The organism is Xanthobacter lutulentifluminis, from assembly GCF_043194675.2.
Taxonomy (GTDB): domain Bacteria; phylum Pseudomonadota; class Alphaproteobacteria; order Rhizobiales; family Xanthobacteraceae; genus Xanthobacter.
The window spans coordinates 3,245,363-3,261,740 of sequence record NZ_CM195525.1; the positions used below are offsets into that span (position 1 = coordinate 3,245,363).

The following is a 16,378-nucleotide window of genomic DNA, read 5'->3' on the forward strand; positions in this document are numbered from 1 at the left end:
ATGTCCGTGTCGGATCCGCTCAAGGGCGTCGTCGCCCGCCTGTCGGACCTCGTGGCGGCACGGCCCCACGCGGGCGGCGGATTCGCGCCCGGCGGCAAGGTGCGCACCCACCAGTTCGGCGGCCACCGCTCCTCCTTCCGGGGGCGCGGCATGGAGTTCGACGAGGTGCGCGTCTATCACCCCGGCGACGACGTGCGCACCATCGACTGGCGCGTCACCGCCCGCACCGGCAAGCCGCACACCAAGCTGTTCCAGGAGGAGCGGGAGCGGCCGGTGCTCATCCTCACCGACGCGCGGGCGCGCATGCGCTTCGGCACGCGCGGCAGCTTCAAGTCGGTGCTGGCGGCCGAGGCGGCGGCGGTGCTGTCCTGGGTCGGCATCGCCGGCGGCGACCGGGTGGGCGGGGTGGTGCTCGCCCCCTCCGTGGTCGGCGCCTACCGGCCCGAACGCAGCCGGCGCCGCATCCTCAATTTCGTCCGCGCCATCGCCGACGCCACCGCCGAGCGGGTCGGCCCGGTGGCCGGGCCGGCGGCGGCGGGCGAGCCCTCCCTCGCCGAGGCGCTGGCGCGGCTGCGGTCGTTGGCACGGCCGGGCACGCTGGTGTTCCTCGTCACCGATTTCGCCGATTTCGACGACCACGCCGCGCGCGAGCTGGAGCGGCTCGGGATGGAAAGCCACGTCACCGGCCTGTTCGTCTATGACCGGCTGGAAGCCGCCATGCCGGACCCGGGCCGCTATCCGGTCACGGATGGCGCGGCGATCGCCCGGCTGGAGGCGGACGACGCCTCGGCCCGCGCCGTCTATGCCCGCCGCTTCGCCGCCCACCACGACCATGTGGAGCGCATGTTCCGCGAGCGCGGCATGACCTTCCTCGATCTCGAGACCGGCACCGACCCCGCCGACGTGCTGCATCCCGAGCGGCTGCGCCCGCCGCGCCTCACCGGACGGCGCCCCGCATGACGACGCCTGCCGCGCCCGCGTCACCCCCCGCCTCGCTCGCGCCCGCCTCGCTCGCGCCGCTGCCCCCGGTTCCCGATCCGAGCGGAGCGGACGCGCTTGCCGGCCTGCGCGACATCCATCTGCCCCCCGACGTCCCGTTCTGGCCGCCGGCGCCGGGCTGGTTCGCGCTGGCGGGGCTGGTGGTGCTGGTGCTGCTCGTGCTCGCCGTGCGTGAATGGCTGTGGCGCCAGACTGTGGCCTACCAGGCCATGCGGGCGTTCGAGGCCGCCATCGCCGCCCCCGGCGCGGACGCCCAGGCGATCGCCGCGGCGGCTGCCGGCGTGATGCGGCGGCTGGTGCGGGCCCAGTCCGGCGAAGATCGCGCAGCGCCCACCGAGGCGCAATGGATCGCCCTGCTCATGGACGGTCGGCGCGGCTTCAGCGCGACGCAGGCGCGCTTTCTCGCCCGCGCGCCCTATCTGCCCCCGGGCGCCGTGCCGCCCGATGCCACGGGGGCTTCCGATATCGCTCCGGCGGCGCTGACGGCCGCCGTTCGGCGCTGGATCCGGGGGCGCGCATGATCGCCCTGCAATGGCCCCTCGTGCTGCTTGCGCTGCCGCTGCCGCTGCTCGTGCGCCTGCTGCTGCCCCGGGCGCCGGATGCCGGCGCGGGGGCGCTGAAAGTGCCATTCTTCCGCGCGCTGGCGCCGGCGGGGACCGCCGCCGCGGGCCGCCGCCGGAGCATCCTGCGGCTGGCCGTGCTGTCGTTCATCTGGACCCTGTTGGTGATCGCCGCCGCCCGGCCGGTGCATGTGGGCCGCCCGGTCGCGATCCCGGTGGAAGGCCGCGAGATCATGCTGGCGGTGGACCTCTCCGCCTCCATGTCGGCGCGCGACCTCTCCCGCTCGGGCGTGCCGCAGGACCGCCTGCAGGTGGTGAAGGCGGTGGCCGACGACTTCATCGCCCGCCGCACAGGCGATCGTGTGGGCCTCATCCTGTTCAGCTCCCGCGCCTATGTGCAGGCGCCGCTCACCCTCGACCGCAACGTGGTGCGCCGGCTGCTCGCTGAATCCAGCATCGGCATGACCGGGCGCAACACCGCCATCGGCGACGCCATCGGCCTCGCGGTGAAGACGCTGCGCGCCCGCCCGGCGGAAGACCGCGTGCTCATCCTGCTCACCGACGGCGCCAACACCACCGGCGTGCTGGAGCCCATGGAGGCGGCGGCCATCGCCGCCAAGGAGAAGGTGCGCATCCACACCATCGGCGTCGGCGGCGATGCGGCGGAGTTCCTGCCCGGCGCACCCATCAATCCGGCCGCCGACCTCGATGAGAACGCGCTGACGCAGATCGCCTCCATTACCGGTGGCCAGTATTTCCGCGCGCGCGACGACCGGGGCCTCGCCGCCATCTATGCCGACATCGACCGGCTGGAGCCGGTGGCCGGAGAGCCGCAATACCTGCGGCCCACCTCCGCCCTGTTCTTCTGGCCGCTCGGCGCGGCGCTGCTCACCAGCTTCGTCTTCGCGGCGGTGTTGCTCGCGTCCGCGCTGCGTGCCGGGCAGGGCGCCCCGGCGAGGCCCGCCATCCCGGCGGCCGAGGCGCCGCGTTCGGGGAGGCCTGCCTGATGCCGGCGTCCTTCCACTTCCTGCGGCCCGAGTGGCTGCTGGCGCTGGTGCCGGCGCTGGTGCTGGCGGCGCTGCTCGTCCGCGCGCTGCAGCAGGGCGCGACCGACTGGGTCCGCGTGGTGGACCCGCACCTGCTCGCCCATCTGGTGGCGGGCGGAGGGCAGGGCCGGGCCCCGGCCCGCTGGCCGGTGGCGCTGCTGCTCGCCGGCTGGTTCGCCGCCGTGGTCGCCATGGCCGGTCCCACCTGGGAAAAGCTGCCGCAGCCCACCGCCGGCCAGCCCGACCCGGTGGTGGTGGCCCTGAGCCTCTCCCCCAGCATGGATGCCGCGGACGCGAGCCCGAGCCGCCTGTCCGCCGCCCGCTACAAGGTGGCGGACGTGCTCTCCCGCATGCGCGGCGGCGAGGTGGGGCTGGTGGTCTATGCCGACATTCCCTTCACGGCCTCGCCCCTGACCGCCGACGGCCGCGTGATCGCGCTGATGCTGCCCGACCTCGCCACCGACCTCATGCGCGGGGGCGGCAACCGCCCGGACCTCGCCATCGACAAGGCAGTGGAGCTGCTCAAGGGCGCAGGTGCCACGTCCGGTCGCATCCTCCTGGTGACGGATGGCCCCGGCGATGATTCCGGCAAAGCGGCCGCTGCGGCGAAGGCCGCTGCCGCCCAGGGCTACCAGGTCAGCGTGATCGGCGTCGGACGGCCGGAGCCCGGGCCGGGCGGCAATCCCGCTGCCGCCCTCGGGGCGGTGGCGGCGGCCGGGCAGGGCGCCTTCTCGCCCCTCACCGCCGATGACCGCGACCTCGAGCGTACGCTGCCCGCCGGCGGTGGCGGCGCCACTACCACCGCGCCTGTCATCGAGACCGATGGCTTCCGCGCCGATGTCTGGGCCGACGCGGGGCCGCTCGTGCTCATTCTGGCGCTGCTTCTGGCGCCACTCGCCTTCCGCCGCGGCTGGATCGCGGTCCTGGCGCTGGCGGCGGTCTCGGGCGTGATGGCGCCGCGCCCCGCCGCCGCGGGCTGGGACGATCTGTGGTGGCGGCCCGACCAGCAGGGAACTGCCGCCTTCGCGGCGCAGGACTACGCGACGGCGGCCCGGACCTTCGAGGATCCGGCCTGGCGCTCCGCCTCCCTCTATCGCGCCGGCGAATACGCGGCGGCGGCCGACGCCTACGCCGGCCTGCCGGGCGCCGACTACAACCGCGGCAACGCCCTCGCCCGCTCCGATAGGCTGGAGGAGGCCGTGGCCGCCTACGACTCCGCCCTCAGGACCGATCCCAACGACGCCGACGCCCGCTTCAACCGTGATCTGGTGCAGGGCATCATCGACGCGCGCAAGAAGAAGGACGAGGAGAAGAAGAAGGACGATCCCGGTTTTGGCGGTGGCGGCGGTGCAGGTGGCGGCGGCGGTGGGCAGCCGCAGGGCGGCTCCGGCGGGCCGGACCAGAAGAAGGACGCCCCACCCAAGCCGGACAATCCGAAGCCGGATAACGCCAAGTCCGATGCGCCCAAGTCCGATGCGCCCAAGCCCGATGCGCCGAAGCCGGACCAGCAGGCCGGCGGCGGGGGCGCGCCGCCGTCTCCCGGTGCCCAGCCACCCGCTCCGTTGCCGCCGCGTCGGCCGCCGGAGCTGGCGAACGCGCCGCAGCAGCAGCCCCAGCCTCCCGCGCCGCAGCCGCAGCAGCAATCCCAGCAACAGCCGCAGCCGGACCAGTCCCCGCCCGCCCAGCCGCGGCAGCAGCAGGCGGGCGCGCCGTCGGAGAGCGATCCGGCACAGCGGCTGCCCATGCCCCCGCCCATGCCGCAGGGATTGCCGGGCCAGCCTCCCGGCGGCTCGGACAATCCCAATGTGGCCTTCTCCCCCCCGCCGGATGCGCGCGGCGAGACGGAGCAACCGCAGCCGCCGCTGTCCACCCGCCCGCCGCCGCCGTCCGCCGCCGAGACCCTCTCGGACGACGCCCAGAACCGCGAGCAGGCGCTGCGGCAGGTGCTGGATGATCCGGGCGGGCTGTTGCGCGCGCGCATCCGGGCGCATTATTCCGGCGCGCCCCCCCGGGTGGGCGAGGAGGAGCCGCAGTGATCCGCCTTCTGCTGCGCATCGCGCTCCTGTGCGCCCTGCTCGTGCCGGCAAGCGCTGAGGCGGCGTTCCGCGCCAGCATCGCCCGCATGCCGCTGGATCAGGGCGAGCCGTTCGACCTGGTGCTGAGCCTTACCGGGCGCGACAGCCTGGAGCCGCCCAACATCGCGCCGCTGACGAAGGATTTCGAGATCATCGACCGGGTGAAGCGCGGCCGCACCGACACCGTCGGCGGTCGCCCGGTGGAGGTGACGGAATGGGTGCTGACCCTGACCGCCCGCCGGCCCGGCCGCCTCACCATCCCGCCGATCACCCTCGGCACCGAGGCCACGGCCCCCATCGAGCTCACCATCGCCCCCGGCGCGCCCATGGAGCCGCCGGACGACGGCCCGGTCTCGCTCGCCGTCGAGGTGCAGGCGAGCCCGCCTTTCTTCCTGCAGAGCGAGATCCCCGTGATCGTGCGCATGTTCGACCGGGTGGGCGCCATGGAGGCCAATGCCGGCGCGCCGGACGCGGAAGGCGCCACCTTCACCCAGGACGGCGGCCTGCGCACCTACAGCCGTGTGTTCGGGCGCCAGCGCTACCGGGTGGTGGAGCTGCGCTACATCATGCGGCCGCAACGCAGCGGCACCCTCACCATCACACCCGTCGCGCTCAAGGCGTCCATTCCCTCCTCGCCCCCCGGCGCGCAGGAGCAGGCCCGCGCCCTCGGCCGGCCCGCGATGCCATGGCTCGGCGGCGGCTTCAACGCGCCGCGCAAGGTCACCGTGCTCTCCAACCCGGTGGAGGTGGAGGTGCGGCCCCGCCCGGCGGAGGTGAAGGGCTGGTTCCTGCCGGCGCGCGCGGTGAAGCTGACCGAAAGCTGGTCGCGCCCGCCGTCGCAGGCCAAGGTGGGCGTCGCGCTCACCCGCACCATCCGGCTGGAGGTGCGCGGCGCGGGGCCGGGCCAACTGCCGGCCATCGCCGTGCCGGACGTGGAGGGCGTGCGCCAGTATGTGGACGAGGGCCGGCCCGAGGCCACCTCTGTCGAGGGCGGAATCGGCGCCGTCCTGGAAGTGCGCGCCACCGTGGTGCCCACCCGCGCCGGGCCGGTGACGTTGCCGCCGGTCGAGGTGCCCTGGTGGAACACCCAGACCAGCCGGGCCGAGGCCGCAACCCTGCCCGCCGTGACCCTGACGGTGGCGCCCGGCGCCGACGGCGATACGGCTCCCCCGCCCGCGTCGGCCGCGCGCCCGGCGGCCCCAGTCGCCTCGGCGCCGGCGGAGGATGCGCCCTCGGCCGCGCTGCCGTGGCGCGACCTGCTCGCCGTCGCCGTCGTGATTGTGCTGCTGGCCGCGGTGTGGCTCATCCTTGGCCATCGCCGCGCGGGCGACCGCCCGACGGCTCCGTTGCAGCCCGCGAGCGCGCCTGCGGTGCGGCGCGTGCCGCTGCGCCCGCGGCGGTCGATGCCGTCCCCGGCCGCCGCCGAGGCCGCCGCCCGGGCGCTTGAGGCCGCCTGCGCCAGAGGCGATGCCGCCGCCGCGCACCGGGCATGGCTCGACTGGTGCCGCGCCAGCGGCCATGCGGCGCCGGCCGGCGGCCGTTCCGCCGTCGATCCGGACGGGAGCGGGCACGTCCGCACCCCGGCGCTGGCCGATGCGGTGCTGGACCTGCGGGAGCATCTCTACGGAGCCGATGCCGCGGCGTGGGACGGCCGGGCGCTGGCCAAGGCGTTCGCCGCCGAGCGCCGGGCCCTGCGCAAGCCGGCCCGGAAGGCCGGGCGCCAGCTCCAGCCGCTCTACCCCGCCGGGCGTTAGCGTCCGGGCCGATCCGCGCGCGGGCGTGCGGACCGGATGCCGATTTCTAAATGAGCACGTGCAGGCGATCGGGCCCAGCCGGACAGGCCGGCCGAGCGGCCGGCGCTTTCTCTGCCATCGACGCGAGGGCGATCCTCGGGGCGTTCCTCCGGGCTTCCCCGTCAGGCGGTGCGGGGGATGCCGGCCTCAGTGGCCCTCGCCGGGGCCGGCGGCGCGCGGGCGGGCCGGCAGGTCGGATGCGGCGGCCCGGTTGGCGCCGGCTTCGTACCAGCCCTTGGAGCGGTTCACGATCCAGACCACGGAGAGCATCACCGGCACCTCGATCAGCACGCCCACCACGGTGGCGAGCGCCGCGCCGGAGGCGAAGCCGAACAGGGAGATGGCCGCCGCCACCGCCAGCTCGAAGAAGTTGGACGCGCCGATGAGGGCCGAGGGGCCGGCGACGCAGTGCGCCTCCCCGGCGATCCGGTTCAGCACATAGGCGAGGCCGGCGTTGAAATAGACCTGGATCAGGATCGGCACCGCCAGCAGCGCGATCACCAGGGGCTGGGCGATGATGGCCTCGCCCTGGAAGCCGAACAGCAGCACCAGCGTCGCCAGCAGCGCCACCAGCGAGAGCGGGCCGAGCCGCGCCAGCAGCCGCTCCAGCGCCGCCGGACCACCCTGCGCCAGCACCCGCCGCCGCAGCAGCTGCGCGGCGACGACCGGCACGACGATGTAGAGCGCCACCGACAGGACCAGCGTGCCCCACGGAACGGTGATGGCGGACAGGCCCAGCAGCAGCCCGACGACGGGGGCGAAGGCCACCACCATGATGGCGTCGTTCAGCGCCACCTGCGACAGGGTGAAGTGCGGCTCGCCGCGGGTCAGGTTGGACCACACGAACACCATGGCGGTGCAGGGCGCCGCCGCGAGGATGATGAGGCCGGCGATGTAGCTGTCGATCTGGTCGGCCGGCAGCATCGGGCGGAACAGCCAGCCGATGAACAGCCAGCCGAGCAGGGCCATGGAGAAGGGCTTCACCGCCCAGTTGACCAGCAGCGTGACGCCGATGCCGCGCCAGTGCCGGCCCACCTCGCCCAGCGCCGCGAAGTCGATCTTCAGCAGCATGGGCACGATCATCAGCCAGATCAGCGCCGCCACCGGCAAATTGACCTGCGCGATCTCCATCGCCCCGATGGCCTGGAACACCGACGGCGCCAGATGCCCGAGCAGCACGCCGGCGACGATGCACAGGCCGACCCATACGGTCAGGTACCGTTCAAAAAGGGACACGGGTCTCTCCTGCTCAGCCGGCGACGCGGTGGCCGGTGTCATCCACCACGCGCTCGCCGTCTTCCTTGGTGAAGGCGCCCTGCTGCGGCGGCAGGAGGTCCAGCACCTGCTCGGAGGGGCGGCACAGCCGCACCCCGAGGGGCGAGACGACGATGGGTCGGTTGATGAGGACCGGATGCTCCATCATGGCCTCGATCAGCGCCGCGTCGGTGAGCGCGGGGTTGCTGAGACCGAGCGCGGCATAGGGCGTGCCCTTCTCCCGCAGCAGTTCGCGCGGCGTCAGCCCGGCGCGGGCGATGAGCTGGATGAGCAGCTCCCGCGAGGGCGGCGTCTTGAGATACTCGATCACGTGCGGCTCGATGCCCGCGTTGCGGATCATGGCCAGCGTGTTGCGCGAGGTGCCGCAATCGGGGTTGTGGTAGATGACGATGTCCATGGGGAGCCTTCAGGCGACGTCGGGGCGGGGCGCGGTGGCGCCGTCGAGGCGGCCGATCTCGCGCAGCTTCGTGCCGAGCGCCAGCCGGTCGAGCCTGGCGAGGGGCAGGGCGGTGAACACGGAGATGCGGTTCTTCAGATAGCGGAAGGCGGCGTTGAACGCGGCCTCCTTCTGGATGTCGGTCCCCTCGACGGCCGCGGGGTCCTCGATGCCCCAATGGGCGGTCATGGGCTGGCCGGGCCAGATGGGGCAGGCCTCGCCCGCGGCGTTGTCACAGACGGTGAAGACGAAATCCATCACGGGCGCCCTGGGCTCGGCGAAGTCCAGCCAGCTCTTGGAGCGCATGCCCTCGATCGGATAGCCGTAGGCCGCGAGGGTCTTCAGCGCGAGCGGGTTCACCTCGCCCTTGGGCGTGCTGCCCGCCGAGAAGGCGCGGAACCGGCCCGCGCCGTCCTTGGCCAGGATGCTCTCCGCCAGGATGGAGCGGGCGGAATTGCCGGTGCACAGGAACAGCACGTTGAAGACGTGGCCGGACGACGTATCGGTCATCGGGAAACCTCCTTTTCCGGGCCGCAGGCGCAGGCGAGGGCGGCGACCGCCGGGGCGCACACCTCCGGATGCCCGCTGCAGCAATCGCGCATCAGGAACTCGACCAGGGCGGACAGGGTGGAGAGCGTGGCGCTGTAGACGATGGAGCGTCCCTCGCGCCGGGAGCGCACCAGCCCGGCCTGCTCCAGCTGGCTCAGGTGGAACGACATGCGGGAGGAGGAGGCGCCGTCCATGGCCTCGCCGATGCTGCCGGCAGCCAGCCCCTGCGGACCGGCGCGCACCAGCAGGCGCACGATGCGCAGCCGCGTTTCCTGCGACAGGGCGGCGAAGGCGGAGAGGGCTTCGGTCTCGTTCATGCTCTATATCTCAATAGTTCATGAGATATAGAGTCAAGGATTGCTTCCTGTCAAACACGGGCGCGACGCCGGACTCCCGGACAGGCGGGGCGCTCCACGTCCCGCCCGGCGGCCGTGCATTTCAGGAGACGGCGGCGAACAGGTCCATCAGCGCATCCCGCGCCTCGGAAATGCGACGGTAGTCGGCCGCGCTGCCGCCGGCGTCGGGGTGGGCGCTCTTGGCCATGCGCCGGAACGCGGCGTTGATCTGCGCCGGCTCCAGCGCGCCCTCCGCCGGCAGGTCGAGCGCGGCGCGGTGAAGCTGCCCGTCGTCCTCGTCCGGCGCCATCATGAGCGCGCGGCGCGCCTTCATGCCGGCCTGGCGCAGCTCAACCTGATCTTCCTGCCAGCGCCGGCGGGACATGACGAGGCAGGCGCCGAAGGCGATGCGCCCCTCCGCCTCCAGCTGGTCCAGGCTGAACGGGCCGACCACGTCATAGGGCGGCGCAAGGCTGGCGAGCCGGCCCGCGGGCGTCTCCTCCACATGGCCGATGCTCACCATGTCGAGGACGCCCAGCGAGCCGTTCCAGATGACCCACTGTTCGTTGTCCGTCATCCGACGCGCCTTCGTGCCCGGAACCCTCAGCCGCGCGCCGTTTTTGTCCCAAAGCGCGCGCTGGGGTCCCGCATAAGCGGGGCCATGCATTTTCGGCGCCAGCCGGGGGCGGGAAAGCGCTGGCCGGGCGGCGGCGTTCCGCGCATCCTGCCGCGGACGCGCCCGGGGGAAGGCGCGCGGGCCGGGAGACGCGCCGTGATCCTCTACGACCACCCTTTGTCGTCCTACTGCCAGAAGGTGAAGATCGCGCTGCGCGAGAAGGGCATCGCCTTCACCTGCACGCTGCCGGAGGATTTCGGGCAGGGCCGCCGCGACACGCCCTTCGCCCGCGCCAATCCGCGCGGCGAGGTGCCGGTGCTGCTGGCGGGGGAGGACGGCCCGATCTTCGAGTCCACCGTCATCCTCGAATACATCGAGGAGCGCTGGCCGCAGCCGCCGCTGCTGCCTTCTGGCCCCGCGGCACGGGCGGCGGCGCGGATGATCGAGGAGATGTGCGACACCCAGTACGAGGCGGTGAACTGGGGCTTCGGCGAGCTCCTGTGGTTCCGTCGTGCCGAAGGGGCGCTCGCGGAGCGGCTCACCGCCGCGGCGGAGCGCGACACCCGCACTCTCCAGGCCTGGCTGTCCGAGCGCCTCGGCACAGCCGACTGGCTGGGCGGCGCGCGCTTCGGCTGGGCGGATGCGGCAGCCGCGCCCATGGTCAACCGCTCGGTGCATTACGGGCTCGGGCCGCAGCCGGGCTCGCCGCTGGCGCGCTGGCATGCGCGGGTGAAGGGGCGGCCGGCTGTGGCGCAGACCTTCGCCGAATTCGACGCGGCGGCCGCGCGCATGGCCGATGCGCCCGATTTCTACCGCACCGGCGGGCGTCGGCGCGAATACCGCGACCACCGGCTGGACTGGATGATCCGCTCTGGCGGCATCGAGGTGGTGCTGGCGGGCCTGCACGACGACAACATCCGCTTTTCCTGGCCGGACTGAGAATGTGCGGCCAGCCGCACCGCCCCCGCATCAGGCGCGCGACCGCCGTCGCGGCGGCCTGACGGCCGAGGCGGGGCCGGTGAGGCGCTCGCGCAGGAACTGCGTCATCAGCCGCACCTTCTTCGGCACATATTGCCGGCTCGCGTAGAGCAGCCACGCGGCCGTGTCGAACGAGGTGGCGGTGACGTCGTGGGCAGGGAACACGTCCACCAGCGTGCCGGCGACAAGGTCGCGCCCCACCAGCCAGTCCGGCAGCAGCGCGAGGCCGAGGCCGTCTTGCGCCGCCTGGCGGATGGCGAGGCCGCTCGATATGGCGAGCTCGCCGGACACCGCCACGTCCTCCAGCCGCCCGTCGCGCCGGAACAGCCAGCGGGAGCGGAAGTCCGGCAGCGCGAAGACGATGGAAGGGTGCCCCGCCACCTCGCCCGGCGTCGCCGGCCGCCCGGAACGTTCCAGATAGGCGGGGCTCGCAACCACGCGATAGCGGGTCGCGAACAGCTTCACCCCGATCAGCTCGGCGCGCGGCTCGGGGGCAAGGCGCAGCGCGATGTCGATGCGCTCGGCGGTGAGGTCCAGCGTGGCGTCGGTCAGCCGCAGCTCCAGCCGCAGGCGGGGAAATCGCGCGCGCATCTCCGGCACCAGCGGCATCAGGCAGGCTTCCCCGAACGCGACGGAGGCGGTGAGGCGCAGCGTGCCCACCGGCTCGGCGCGGGCGGAGGCGGCCTCGTCCCGCGCCCGGTCGAGCTCGTCCAGCAGCGGCTCCACGCGGGCGAGATAGGCCTGCCCCGCCTCGGTGAGGGTCATGGTGCGGGTGGTGCGCTGGAGCAGCCGCGCGCCCAGCTCCGCCTCCAGCGCGGCGACGGCGCGGGAGACGGCCGAGGCGTCGAGATCGAGGTCGCGCGCCGCCGCCGCGAAGCTGCCGCGCCGGGCGGCATGGGCGAACAGGCGCAGGTGGGTAAGGTTCATCCGGTCCGCTCCATTGATGCGAAAATCACATGATTGACCTGCTGCCGCCAGGCTTTTTCGACGCCTGCCGCACAAGTGATGGTGCCGCCCATCAGCGGCCGTCCGCGCCGCCCCCCGGAGGTTCTTTCCATGACGACACTGCTCCGCATCGATTCCAGCGCGCGCGCCGAGGGGTCGCGCTCGCGCCAGCTGGGCGATGCCCTGGAGGCCCGCTGGCTCGCCCGCACGCCCGGTGCCGGCGTGGTGCGCCGCGATCTGGCCGCCGATCCCGTCCCGCACATCGACCCCACCACCATCGGCGGCTTCTTCACGCCGGCCGACCAGCGCACCGACGCCATGCGCGAGGCCATCGCCCTCTCCGATCGCCTGATTAGCGAGCTGGAGGCGGCGGACGCGCTGCTCATCACGACGCCCATGTACAATTTCGGCCCGCCCTCGGCGCTGAAGGCCTGGATCGACCATGTGGTGCGCATCCACCGCACCGTGGCGTATGACGGCCAGACCTTCCGCGGGCTGGTCACCGGCAAGCCGGCGTTCGTCGCCATCGCCTACGGGGCCGCCAGCTACAAGCCGGGCGGGCAGCTGGCGCCGCTGGACTTTCTCAAGCCCTATCTCGACCAGCTGCTGCGCTTCATCGGCTTCACGCAGGTGGAGATTATCGCGGCGGAGGCCACCAACGGCGCCGAGCCGCTGGCGACGGCCGAGCTGGAGGCCGCGCTGGCCGCCATCGCCCGCCTGCCGGCCCTCGCCGCGTGAGCTTTCCGCGCCGGCGGCAAAAAAATCCGCCGGCGCGGGAATAAACCGGACCTCTCCCCGGTCTTGGCCTGTGTGGGCGCGTCCCACCGTCCTGAACGAGGCGGCCGGCTCCTGCGGGGGCCGGTGCGCCGCGCCGGCGCAGCCCGGCGTCATCCGGAGAGATCCATGAGCACTTCCCACCGCAAGGGCCACGAGGCCCCGCCCGCGCCGGACGCGGACGGCATCGACCGCCGCGGCTTCCTCGAATGCATGACCTGGGCGGGCACCGGCATCCTTTGGGCCATGTCCGGCGGCCTGCCGAGCGGCATGGGTCTCGGCTCCGCGCTTGCCGCCGAGCCGTCCAAGGCGTTCACCTTCCTGCAGATTTCCGACAGCCACGTGGGCTTCGACAAGGCTGCCAACCCGGACGCTCTCGGCACTCTGCGCGAGGCGGTCGCCCGCATCCGGGCGCTGAAGGAGAAGCCGGCCTTCATCATCCACACCGGCGACATCAGCCACCTGTCCAAGGATAAGGAGTTCGACGACGCCGACCAGATCATCAAGGAAACCGGGGTGCCGGTGTTCTACGTGCCGGGGGAGCACGACCTCCTGGACGAGGGGCAGGGCAAGGCCTACCTGGATCGCTACGGCAAGGGCTCCAAGGGCTCCGGCTGGTACAGCTACGACCACAACGGCGTGCATTTCATCGCGCTGGTGAACGTGGTGAACCTGAAGGCCGGCGGCCTCGGCAATCTCGGCCCCGAGCAGCTCGAGTGGCTGGAGAGCGACGTGGCGGGCCTGCCGGCGTCCACGCCCATCGTGGTGTTCGCCCATATCCCGCTGTGGACCGTCTACCCCGAATGGGGATGGGGCACCGCGGACGGGCTGCAGGCCCTCTCCTACCTGAAGCGGTTCGGCTCGGTGACGGTGCTGAACGGGCACATCCACCAGGTGATGCAGAAGGTGGAGGGCACCGTCTCCTTCCACACCGCGCGCTCCACCGCCTTCCCCCAGCCGGCGCCCGGCACCGCCTCCTCCCCCGGCCCGCTGAAGCTGCCCGCCGGCGAGCTGAGGAAGAACCTCGGCATCGCCACCGTGAACTTCATCGCCGGCAACGCGCCCCTCGCCATCATCGACGCGCCGCTGGAGGGCTGAGGGCCACGCGCCCCGCCCCCGGCTGCAAGGAGAACCAGATCGTGCACCAGCCCGAATTCGCTCGTACGGGCGGCGTTGTCCGCCGCGCCCCGTCGCTCGCCCTTCTCGCGGCGGCGACCTTCGCCCTCTGCCTCGGCCTGCCGCTGCGGCCCGCCGCGGCGGCGGAGGTCACGGTGACCATCGACAACTTCGTCTTTTCCCCTGCGGAAGTCACCGTCGCGCCCGGTGACACCGTGACCTGGATCAACAACGACGACATTCCGCACACGGTGGTGGACAAGAAGCAGGCGTTCCGCTCGAAGGCTCTCGATACGGAAGGAAAATACTCGTTCACCTTCACGAATGCGGGAGACTACAATTATTTCTGCTCCCTTCACCCGCACATGGTCGGAAAGATCATCGTGAAGCCGGCCGGTTGAGGCGGTCGGTCCCGATGCAAGCACAGGAGACCGGAGCCATGTTCGGCGCCCCCTTTCCCTGGCGCCCGGAGGCGGCCATTGCCGGCCGTGCCGGCGCGTGGCCCTGGGCAGGGCCATGGCCAGGGGGAAATGGCACGGCGCGGGCTCCGGTCTCCCGCCGCGCGTCCTCCGGGCTGCTGGCCCGGCTGGCGCGATGGGCGGGGGAGGCGTGGCGCGGGGGCGCCATCGTCGCGCACGCCTCCCACCCGGCCGCGGCCGACGCTGCGCCTGCCGCTGAGCGCAGGCCCCTCTCGGCGGCCGAGGCGGCGCGGTTCCGCGAGATCATGCTGCCGCATCTCGACGACGCCTACACCCTTGCCCGCTACCTGTGCCGCGATGCGGACGCTGCCGGGGACGTCGTCCAGGATGCCTATCTGCGGGCCTATCGGGCCTTTCCCGGCTTCAAGGGCGCAAGCGCGCGGGCGTGGCTGCTCGCCATCGTGCGCAACTGCCATCTGACCTGGCGCGACCAGATCCGTCGCGAGCGCATGCGCCATGCGCCCGGACCCTCCGCCGGGGATGCCGGCGACGACGAGGCCGCCCCTGCTCCGGCCGCGGTGGACCTCCTCGCCGACGGCGCGACCCCGGAGAGCCTGCTGCTCCAGCGCGCCGAGGCCGATGCGGTGCGCGCGCTCTTGCAGCAGCTGCCCGAGGCGCTGCGCGAGGTGCTGGTGCTGCGTGAGCTGGAGGAGCTGTCCTATCGCGAGATCGCCGATGTCATCGGCGCGCCGGTGGGCACGGTCATGTCGCGCCTGTCGCGGGCGCGGCGCGCGTTCGCGACCCTGTGGGACAGCGGCCCGGGCGGCGCGGCCGTCGGCGACGGCGCGGAGATCCGGCCATGACCGAGGGGCCGCAGACACCGGACATGCCCGCCGCCGATCCCTGCGCGGACTGGGAGGGACTGCTCCATTCCCATGTCGACGGCGAGCTCGACGCCGCCCATGTGGTGGCGGTCGAGCGCCATCTCGCCACCTGTCCGGCCTGCGCGGCCGAGATGGCGCGGCTGCAGCGCACCCATCGCCTGATCGCCCAGGAGGCGGTGCGCTGGCGCGCGCCGGATGCCCTGCGCGGCTCCGTCCTCGCCGCGCTGGCGGCGCAGGAGGCGCCGGCCGCCCGCTCCCGGTGGGCGCTCGCGCGGGCCCGTGTCGGCGCGCTGCTGGCGGGAGCCGGCGGGTGGGGCGTGCTGCCCTCGCTCGCGGTGCTGGCGGCGGCGCTGCTGCTGGTGGTGCTGCCGCCGGGCGGTGGCGGCTCGTCGCTGGAGAACGAGCTGGTCGCCGGCCACGTGCGCTCCCTCCTCGCCGATCACCTGACCGACGTGGTCTCCTCCGATCGCCATACGGTGAAGCCGTGGTTCGGCGGCAGGATCGACTTCTCCCCGCCGGTCATGGACCTCGCGGCGCGCGGCTTCCCGCTGGAGGGCGGGCGGCTCGACTATGTGGGCGGTCGGGTGGTGGCGGCCCTCGTCTACCGGCGTCACGGCCATGCCATCAACGTGTTCGTCTGGCCCGACACGGCCGGTGCCCACATGGCGAAGGCGCGGGATGGCTACAACCTGCTCAACTGGACCGCGGACGGGCTCACCTACTGGGCCGTGTCCGATCTCAATACGGTCGAGCTGAAGGAGTTCCAGGAGGACTTCCTCGAGGCCCTGCCGAAGTAGACGGTGCAGCGGGCTTCAGCCGGACGTGCCCGGCCGGGGCAGCCCGGCCAGCGAGGAGACGGTGATGTCCGGTCCGTGGCCGAGCGCCTCCTCCTGCGTGCGCAGGGCCTTGTAGAAGCTGGCCGGTGAGAGCGCGTCGCCGCCGGCCAGCTCCTGCGACAGGGCGGCGGCGGGCACGCGGGAGATGCGCGCCACGCGGAAGCCGAACCGCTTCGCGCCGCTGATGTCGAACCCGTTGGAGGAGACGAACATCACCTCGTGCGGCTTCACGGCCAGCTTCTCCTCGACCAGGGCGTAGGCCCGCGGGTCGGGCTTGAAGCAGCGCTTCTCATCCACGCTGATGGTCTGCTCGATCAGGTCCCGCAGCGGCGAGCCGCCCACCAGCGCGCCGAGCATGGCGGGGCTGCCGTTGGAGAGGATGGCCCGCCGCACCCCGCCGAGACCGGCAAGCGCGGGGGCTGCGTCGGGATAGGGCGTCAGGCGGTTGTAGGCCTCGGCGATGTCGTCGAACAGCCGGGCGGAGGGGCTGAGGCCCAGCAGGCCGAGCGTGTAGGTCAGCGCCTCGCGGGTGACGGTCCAGAAGTCCCGGTAATCATCCATGAGCGAGCGCAGCCAGCTGTATTCCAGCTGCTTCATCCGCCAGATCTGGGTGATGAGCGCGCCGTGGCCGGGGAAGGCGGCATCCGTGACGGCGCTGACGGACTGCACGTCGAACAGCGTGCCATAGGCGTCGAACACATAGGCCTTGATCATGGGAACTCCGGCGGATGCCTGGGGGAGG

General features: G+C 73.0%; 18 protein-coding genes. 11 read left to right on the forward strand and 7 right to left on the reverse strand.

The genetic code is table 11. The features are described 5' to 3' along the window. The 5 genes from V5F49_RS14980 to V5F49_RS15000 are packed head-to-tail and all read left to right on the forward strand — an operon-like array spanning position 1 to position 6,434. The gene (locus V5F49_RS14980; protein WP_394117067.1) at positions 1 to 960 is read left to right on the forward strand and encodes a DUF58 domain-containing protein; all 960 of its coding nucleotides are present in this window, start codon (positions 1 to 3) and stop codon (positions 958 to 960) included. Next, complete coding sequence (locus tag V5F49_RS14985) at positions 957 to 1,520, forward strand: DUF4381 domain-containing protein (protein WP_394117068.1); 564 nt, start codon at positions 957 to 959, stop codon at positions 1,518 to 1,520. Before V5F49_RS14980 ends, V5F49_RS14985 begins: the two co-directional genes overlap by 4 nt. Continuing rightward, entirely contained in the window at positions 1,517 to 2,566 is a 1,050-nt protein-coding gene (locus V5F49_RS14990) for a VWA domain-containing protein (protein WP_394117069.1), read from the forward strand. The genes V5F49_RS14985 and V5F49_RS14990 overlap by 4 nt, the downstream gene beginning before the upstream one ends. Continuing rightward, positions 2,566 to 4,641: a VWA domain-containing protein gene (locus V5F49_RS14995; RefSeq protein WP_394117070.1), complete on the forward strand. Its 2,076-nt coding sequence runs from the start codon at positions 2,566 to 2,568 to the stop codon at positions 4,639 to 4,641. The genes V5F49_RS14990 and V5F49_RS14995 overlap by 1 nt, the downstream gene beginning before the upstream one ends. Then, positions 4,638 to 6,434, forward strand: coding sequence for a BatD family protein (locus tag V5F49_RS15000; protein WP_394117071.1), 1,797 nt, complete (start codon positions 4,638 to 4,640; stop codon positions 6,432 to 6,434). Before V5F49_RS14995 ends, V5F49_RS15000 begins: the two co-directional genes overlap by 4 nt. 186 nt (positions 6,435 to 6,620) lie before the next feature. On the opposite strand, the gene arsB is transcribed toward V5F49_RS15000, so the two are convergent. From arsB to V5F49_RS15025, 5 genes are all read right to left on the reverse strand, one after another. Continuing rightward, positions 6,621 to 7,709, reverse strand: a complete 1,089-nt coding sequence (gene arsB, locus V5F49_RS15005; RefSeq protein WP_394117072.1) for an ACR3 family arsenite efflux transporter — start codon at positions 7,707 to 7,709, stop codon at positions 6,621 to 6,623. A 13-nt stretch (positions 7,710 to 7,722) separates the two neighbouring features. Continuing rightward, positions 7,723 to 8,145: an arsenate reductase (glutaredoxin) gene (arsC, locus tag V5F49_RS15010; protein ID WP_394117073.1), complete on the reverse strand. Its 423-nt coding sequence runs from the start codon at positions 8,143 to 8,145 to the stop codon at positions 7,723 to 7,725. 9 nt (positions 8,146 to 8,154) lie between these two features. Next, a complete protein-coding gene (locus tag V5F49_RS15015) occupies positions 8,155 to 8,694 on the reverse strand; it encodes an arsenate reductase ArsC (RefSeq protein WP_394117074.1) in 540 nt (179 codons plus the stop codon). Next, positions 8,691 to 9,050 carry an ArsR/SmtB family transcription factor gene (locus tag V5F49_RS15020; RefSeq protein WP_394117075.1) on the reverse strand — a complete coding sequence of 120 codons (360 nt, stop codon included), beginning with the start codon at positions 9,048 to 9,050 and terminating at the stop codon, positions 8,691 to 8,693. The genes V5F49_RS15015 and V5F49_RS15020 overlap by 4 nt, the downstream gene beginning before the upstream one ends. A 121-nt stretch (positions 9,051 to 9,171) precedes the next feature. Next, complete coding sequence (locus V5F49_RS15025) at positions 9,172 to 9,645, reverse strand: J domain-containing protein (RefSeq protein WP_394117076.1); 474 nt, start codon at positions 9,643 to 9,645, stop codon at positions 9,172 to 9,174. Positions 9,646 to 9,840: 195 nt separating this feature from the next. Here V5F49_RS15025 and V5F49_RS15030 point away from each other — a divergent pair, with 195 nt between their 5' ends. Further along, positions 9,841 to 10,623, forward strand: a complete 783-nt coding sequence (locus V5F49_RS15030; RefSeq protein ID WP_394117077.1) for a glutathione S-transferase family protein — start codon at positions 9,841 to 9,843, stop codon at positions 10,621 to 10,623. A gap of 30 nt (positions 10,624 to 10,653) precedes the next feature. Here the strand turns inward: V5F49_RS15030 and V5F49_RS15035 are convergent, their stop codons facing one another. Next, on the reverse strand, positions 10,654 to 11,589 hold the full coding sequence (locus tag V5F49_RS15035; RefSeq protein WP_394117078.1) for a LysR family transcriptional regulator: 936 nt from the start codon (positions 11,587 to 11,589) through the stop codon (positions 10,654 to 10,656). Positions 11,590 to 11,718: 129 nt separating this feature from the next. On the opposite strand from V5F49_RS15035, the gene V5F49_RS15040 reads away from it, so the two are divergent. From V5F49_RS15040 to V5F49_RS15060, 5 genes are all read left to right on the forward strand, one after another. Further along, entirely contained in the window at positions 11,719 to 12,345 is a 627-nt protein-coding gene (locus tag V5F49_RS15040; protein ID WP_394117079.1) for an FMN-dependent NADH-azoreductase, read from the forward strand. Positions 12,346 to 12,510: 165 nt separating this feature from the next. Beyond that, the gene (locus tag V5F49_RS15045) at positions 12,511 to 13,479 is read left to right on the forward strand and encodes a metallophosphoesterase family protein (protein WP_394117080.1); all 969 of its coding nucleotides are present in this window, start codon (positions 12,511 to 12,513) and stop codon (positions 13,477 to 13,479) included. 137 nt (positions 13,480 to 13,616) lie between these two features. Continuing rightward, complete coding sequence (locus tag V5F49_RS15050; protein WP_509210790.1) at positions 13,617 to 13,898, forward strand: plastocyanin/azurin family copper-binding protein; 282 nt, start codon at positions 13,617 to 13,619, stop codon at positions 13,896 to 13,898. A gap of 38 nt (positions 13,899 to 13,936) precedes the next feature. Continuing rightward, complete coding sequence (locus V5F49_RS15055) at positions 13,937 to 14,779, forward strand: sigma-70 family RNA polymerase sigma factor (protein ID WP_394117082.1); 843 nt, start codon at positions 13,937 to 13,939, stop codon at positions 14,777 to 14,779. Further along, positions 14,776 to 15,597, forward strand: a complete 822-nt coding sequence (locus tag V5F49_RS15060) for an anti-sigma factor family protein (protein WP_394117083.1) — start codon at positions 14,776 to 14,778, stop codon at positions 15,595 to 15,597. The genes V5F49_RS15055 and V5F49_RS15060 overlap by 4 nt, the downstream gene beginning before the upstream one ends. 15 nt (positions 15,598 to 15,612) lie before the next feature. On the opposite strand, the gene V5F49_RS15065 is transcribed toward V5F49_RS15060, so the two are convergent. After that, on the reverse strand, positions 15,613 to 16,350 hold the full coding sequence (locus V5F49_RS15065; protein WP_394117084.1) for a haloacid dehalogenase type II: 738 nt from the start codon (positions 16,348 to 16,350) through the stop codon (positions 15,613 to 15,615). Positions 16,351 to 16,378: the final 28 nt, after the last annotated feature.

Coding starts and splice junctions, on each gene's coding strand:
- V5F49_RS14980 (WP_394117067.1), top strand. CDS start 1: ATGTCCGTGTCGGATCCGCTCAAGGGCGTCGTCGCCCGCCTGTCGGAC.
- V5F49_RS14985 (WP_394117068.1), top strand. CDS start 957: ATGACGACGCCTGCCGCGCCCGCGTCACCCCCCGCCTCGCTCGCGCCC.
- V5F49_RS14990 (WP_394117069.1), top strand. CDS start 1,517: ATGATCGCCCTGCAATGGCCCCTCGTGCTGCTTGCGCTGCCGCTGCCG.
- V5F49_RS14995 (WP_394117070.1), top strand. CDS start 2,566: ATGCCGGCGTCCTTCCACTTCCTGCGGCCCGAGTGGCTGCTGGCGCTG.
- arsC (WP_394117073.1), bottom strand. CDS start 8,145: ATGGACATCGTCATCTACCACAACCCCGATTGCGGCACCTCGCGCAAC.
- V5F49_RS15015 (WP_394117074.1), bottom strand. CDS start 8,694: ATGACCGATACGTCGTCCGGCCACGTCTTCAACGTGCTGTTCCTGTGC.
- V5F49_RS15020 (WP_394117075.1), bottom strand. CDS start 9,050: ATGAACGAGACCGAAGCCCTCTCCGCCTTCGCCGCCCTGTCGCAGGAA.
- V5F49_RS15025 (WP_394117076.1), bottom strand. CDS start 9,645: ATGACGGACAACGAACAGTGGGTCATCTGGAACGGCTCGCTGGGCGTC.
- V5F49_RS15035 (WP_394117078.1), bottom strand. CDS start 11,589: ATGAACCTTACCCACCTGCGCCTGTTCGCCCATGCCGCCCGGCGCGGC.
- V5F49_RS15040 (WP_394117079.1), top strand. CDS start 11,719: ATGACGACACTGCTCCGCATCGATTCCAGCGCGCGCGCCGAGGGGTCG.
- V5F49_RS15045 (WP_394117080.1), top strand. CDS start 12,511: ATGAGCACTTCCCACCGCAAGGGCCACGAGGCCCCGCCCGCGCCGGAC.
- V5F49_RS15055 (WP_394117082.1), top strand. CDS start 13,937: ATGTTCGGCGCCCCCTTTCCCTGGCGCCCGGAGGCGGCCATTGCCGGC.
- V5F49_RS15060 (WP_394117083.1), top strand. CDS start 14,776: ATGACCGAGGGGCCGCAGACACCGGACATGCCCGCCGCCGATCCCTGC.
- V5F49_RS15065 (WP_394117084.1), bottom strand. CDS start 16,350: ATGATCAAGGCCTATGTGTTCGACGCCTATGGCACGCTGTTCGACGTG.